The sequence below is a fragment of the Streptomyces sp. MnatMP-M17 genome (assembly GCF_900091995.1).
Taxonomy (GTDB): domain Bacteria; phylum Actinomycetota; class Actinomycetes; order Streptomycetales; family Streptomycetaceae; genus Streptomyces.
Genome location: NZ_FMDK01000930.1, coordinates 1 through 4,760 on the forward strand (window position 1 = coordinate 1; position 4,760 = coordinate 4,760).

The window sequence follows — 4,760 nt, forward strand, 5'->3', positions numbered from 1 at the left end:
CCCGGCGCCGTCCTGGGGAAGGACGGCGCCGGGGCCCGGTGTCTTGAGGCTGGACTCGTACCCGCGTGGCGAACGCAGTCGCGTACGAGTCCGGGAGTGCCGGTCAGGAGCGGTAGAGAGGGCCCGCTGAGTCCCTTCCGGCGGTCAAATCAAGTGGAGCGGAACGGCTCAGCCCTGAAGGGAAGCGACCTTGGAGGCCAGCGCCGACTTCTTGTTGGCGGCGGCGTTCTTGTGGATGACGCCCTTCGAGACAGCCTTGTCGAGCTTGCGGGAGGCCTCACGAGCGGCCACGGAGGCCTTCTCGACGTCGCCCGCGGCAGCGGCCTCACGGGCCTTGCGGATCGCGGTCTTGAGCGACGACTTGACAGCCTTGTTGCGCAGGCGTGCCTTCTCGTTGGTCTTGTTCCGCTTGATCTGGGACTTGATGTTCGCCACGTTTAATACAGCCTTTTCAGCTTTGATGAATCACTAACTGAACCCGTCCCGCGCCGAGACGGCACGAGACACAGCTGACCACGCTACCAGCCGCCCTCCGACCCGCCCAAACCGGGCGCAGTCCCGCACCCATGGGACGATGGAGGCTACGTATCGATCCGAGTCGACCCGAGACGAGACGCCGCGCGTCTCAAGAATCAGGACCCTGCGTGCCCGCGACCCCTACCCACGTGCCAGAGCCGAGTCGTACGGACCCGGCGCTGCTCCGCAACTTCTGCATCATCGCGCACATCGACCACGGCAAGTCGACGCTCGCCGACCGGATGCTCCAGTTGACCGGAGTCGTCGATTCGCGGCAGATGCGTGCTCAGTACCTCGACCGTATGGACATCGAGCGCGAGCGCGGTATCACGATCAAGTCCCAGGCGGTCCGGCTGCCCTGGGCCCCCACCACGGGTGAGGACCAGGGGAAGACCCATATCCTCAACATGATCGACACGCCGGGCCATGTGGACTTCACCTATGAGGTGTCCCGTTCGCTCGCGGCCTGCGAGGGCACGGTGCTCCTGGTGGACGCCGCCCAGGGCATCGAGGCACAGACTCTCGCGAACCTCTATCTGGCGATGGAGAACGACCTCACCATCGTCCCGGTGCTGAACAAGATCGACCTGCCGGCCGCCCAGCCGGAGAAGTTCTCCGAGGAGCTGGCCAATCTCATCGGCTGCCAGCCCGAGGACGTCCTCAAGGTGTCGGCGAAGACGGGCATCGGCGTCGATGTCCTGCTCGACCGCGTGGTGGCGGACGTACCGGCGCCGGTCGGTGTCGCGGACGCGCCGGCCCGCGCGATGATCTTCGACTCCGTCTATGACTCCTACCGCGGAGTCGTGACCTACGTACGAGTCATCGACGGCCAGCTCAACAAGCGCGAGCGGATCCGGATGATGTCCACCGGCGCCACGCACGAGCTGCTGGAGATCGGTACGAACTCGCCGGAGATGCTTCCGGCGGACGGTCTCGGCGTCGGCGAGGTCGGCTATCTGATCACGGGTGTGAAGGACGTACGCCAGTCCAAGGTCGGTGACACGATCACCACCCTGAACAAAGGCGCGACCGAGGCGCTGGGCGGCTACAAGGACCCCAAGCCGATGGTGTTCTCCGGCCTCTATCCGCTCGACGGCTCGGACTATCCCGAGCTGCGTGACGCCCTCGACAAGCTCCAGCTCAACGACGCGGCGCTGGTCTACGAGCCGGAGACCTCCGCGGCTCTCGGATTCGGCTTCCGTGTCGGCTTCCTCGGACTGCTGCATCTCGATGTGATCCGCGAGCGGCTGGAGCGCGAGTTCGGCCTCGATCTGATCGCCACCGCTCCCAATGTCGTCTACCGCGTGCTGATGGAGGACGGCAAGGAGCACATCGTCACCAATCCGAGCGAATTTCCCGAGGGAAAGATCGACTCGGTGCACGAGCCGGTCGTACGGGCCACGATCCTCGCTCCGAGCGAGTTCATCGGCTCGATCATGGAGCTCTGCCAGACGCGGCGCGGCACGCTGCTCGGTATGGACTATCTCTCCGAGGACCGCGTCGAGATCCGCTACACCCTGCCGCTCGCCGAGATCGTCTTCGACTTCTTCGACCAGCTCAAGTCGAAGACCCGGGGCTATGCCTCGCTCGACTACGAGCCCACCGGCGAGCAGACGGCCCAGCTCGTCAAGGTCGACATCCTGCTCCACGGCGACAAGGTCGACGCCTTCTCGGCCATCACCCACCGGGACCAGGCCTACGCGTACGGCGTGCGGCTCGTGGCCAAGCTGCGCGAGCTGATCCCGCGCCAGGCCTTCGAGGTGCCCATCCAGGCCGCCATCGGCTCCCGGGTGATCGCCCGCGAGACCATCCGCGCCATCCGCAAGGACGTCCTCGCCAAGTGCTACGGCGGTGACATCTCCCGTAAGCGGAAGCTGCTGGAGAAGCAGAAGGAGGGCAAGAAGCGGATGAAGATGGTCGGCAGCGTGGAGGTGCCGCAGGAGGCCTTCATCGCGGTGCTGTCCAGTGACGAGTCCGGTGGAGGCAAGGGCAAGAAGTAGCCGCGCCTGTTCCTTGCGGGCGGGCGGGCGCGGGCGGACGCGGACGCACGCGGACGGATGCGCTGCGCGACGGGCCCGCACGCTGTGGCGTGCGGGCCCGTCGTCGTTGACCGTGGTGTGTACGGACGTAGAGGCGGTGGGCGTACGGGCGTACGGGGCGCGCTCGGGCGGGTTCGTTTTGAAGCGGCGCCTTGCTGCCCCTTACGTACCGGCGAGGCGGCCTCTAGTCTGATCACTGATCCCTTAGTTACTCGCCAGTTAGTTACCCATCAGTCACACCCAGTCGGTCGGATCAGTCACGCAGCGCTGCGCGCGGGCCCGGAGGATGTCGTGAGCGACACACAGAACTTGATCGAGAACCGGCCGCCGTCCGTGGCGGCTCTCTTCATTGAGCGCGTGACGGCCACGCCGGACGCGGAGGCCTACCGCCATCCCGTCCCCCGTACCACGGGCCAGGGCCCTGACGAGTGGCGCTCGCTGAGCTGGGCCCAGGCGGCGGAGCGGGTGTACGCGATGGCCGCCGGTCTGATCGCGCTGGGCGTTCAGCCGGAGGAGCGCATCGCGCTCGCCTCCGCCACCCGCGTCGAGTGGATCCTCGCCGACCTCGGTGTGATGTGCGCGGGCGCCGCGACCACCACGATCTATCCGTCGACCAACGCCGAGGAGTCCGCGTACATCCTGGCCGACTCCGGGAGCCGCGTCCTGATCGCGGAGGACGCCGCCCAGCTCGCCAAGGCCCGCGCGCGGTGCGGCGAACTGCCGCAGCTCGGCCATGTGGTCGTGATCGACGCGGCCGACGCGCTGCCCGCCGAGGGCGATCCGGAGGGCTGGGTGCTCTCCCTGGCCGGTCTGGAGGCGCGCGGCACGGAGTATCTGGTCACGCACCCGGAGGCGGTCAAGGAGCGGGTCGGCGCCATCACCTCCACCCAGCTCGCCACCCTGATCTACACCTCGGGCACCACCGGCCGGCCCAAGGGCGTACGGCTGGCGCACGACAGTTGGTCGTACATGGCCAAGGCCACCGCGGGCACCGGGCTGATCACCAAGGACGATGTGCAGTATCTGTGGCTGCCCCTCGCCCATGTCTTCGGCAAGGTGCTGACGTCCGGGCAGATCGAGGTCGGGCATGTCACCGCCGTGGACGGACGCGTCGACAAGATCATCGAGAATCTGCCGGTGGTCCAGCCGACTTATATGGCGGCCGTACCGCGCATCTTCGAGAAGGTCTACAACGGCGTCGCGGCCAAGGCGCGGGCCGGCGGTCCGGCCAAGTACAAGATCTTCCAGTGGGCGGCAGGGATCGCCCGGGAGTACGCCAAGGTCTCCCAGGACAACTTCCGCCGTACGGGCACGGCGTCCGTGCCGTTCGCCCTCGGCGCCAAGCACAAGGTCGCCGACGCGCTCGTCTACGCCAAGCTGCGCGAGGCGTTCGGCGGGCGGCTGCGGGCCGCGGTCTCCGGCTCCGCCGCGCTCGCGCCCGAGATCGGCTATTTTTTCTCCGGCGCAGGGATCCACATCCTGGAGGGATACGGACTGACGGAGTCCAGCGCGGCCAGCTTCGTCAATCCGGGCGAGGCGTACCGTACGGGCACGGTCGGCAAGCCGCTGCCCGGTACGGAGGTACGGATCGCCGACGACGGCGAGATCCTGCTGCGCGGCCCGGGGATCATGGCCGGATACCACGGGCTGCCCGAGAAGACCGCGGAGGTGCTGGAGCCGGACGGCTGGTTCCACACCGGCGACATCGGCGAGCTGTCCCCGGACGGCTATCTGCGGATCACCGACCGCAAGAAGGACCTGATCAAGACGTCGGGCGGCAAGTACATCGCACCGGCCGAGGTCGAGGGCCGGTTCAAGGCGGTGTGCCCGTTCGTCTCCAACGTCCTGGTGCACGGCGCGGACCGCAACTTCTGTACGGCGCTGATCGCGCTCGACGAGCCGACGATCCTCGGCTGGGCGGCCGAGCACGGACTGGGCGGCAGGCCGTACGCCGAGGTGGTCGCCTCTCCGCAGGTCCAGCAGCTCATCGACGGCTATGTGCAGCGCGTCAACGCGGGGCTCCAGCGCTGGCAGACCATCAAGAAGTTCCGGCTGCTGCCGCGCGATCTGGATATCGAGCACGGTGAGCTGACACCGAGCCTCAAGCTCAAGAGGCCGGTGGTGGAGCGGGAGTACAAGGCTCTGATCGAGGAGATGTACGAAGGGTCCCGGGAGGCCTGAGCGGGCGGGGCCGCGTCCCGAGCC

The 4,760-nt window shown here is 67.5% G+C and carries 3 protein-coding genes; 2 read left to right on the forward strand and 1 reads right to left on the reverse strand.

Going from position 1 to position 4,760, the window contains the following annotated elements:
• Positions 1 to 168 precede the first annotated feature (168 nt).
• Entirely contained in the window at positions 169 to 435 is a 267-nt protein-coding gene (rpsT, locus tag GA0115259_RS33565) for a 30S ribosomal protein S20 (RefSeq protein WP_066942594.1), read from the reverse strand.
• Positions 436 to 644: 209 nt separating this feature from the next.
• Here rpsT and lepA point away from each other — a divergent pair, with 209 nt between their 5' ends.
• A complete protein-coding gene (gene lepA, locus GA0115259_RS33570) occupies positions 645 to 2,516 on the forward strand; it encodes a translation elongation factor 4 (protein WP_093603923.1) in 1,872 nt (623 codons plus the stop codon).
• Positions 2,517 to 2,846: 330 nt separating this feature from the next.
• Positions 2,847 to 4,736: an AMP-dependent synthetase/ligase gene (locus GA0115259_RS33575; RefSeq protein ID WP_093603925.1), complete on the forward strand. Its 1,890-nt coding sequence runs from the start codon at positions 2,847 to 2,849 to the stop codon at positions 4,734 to 4,736.
• Positions 4,737 to 4,760 lie beyond the last annotated feature (24 nt).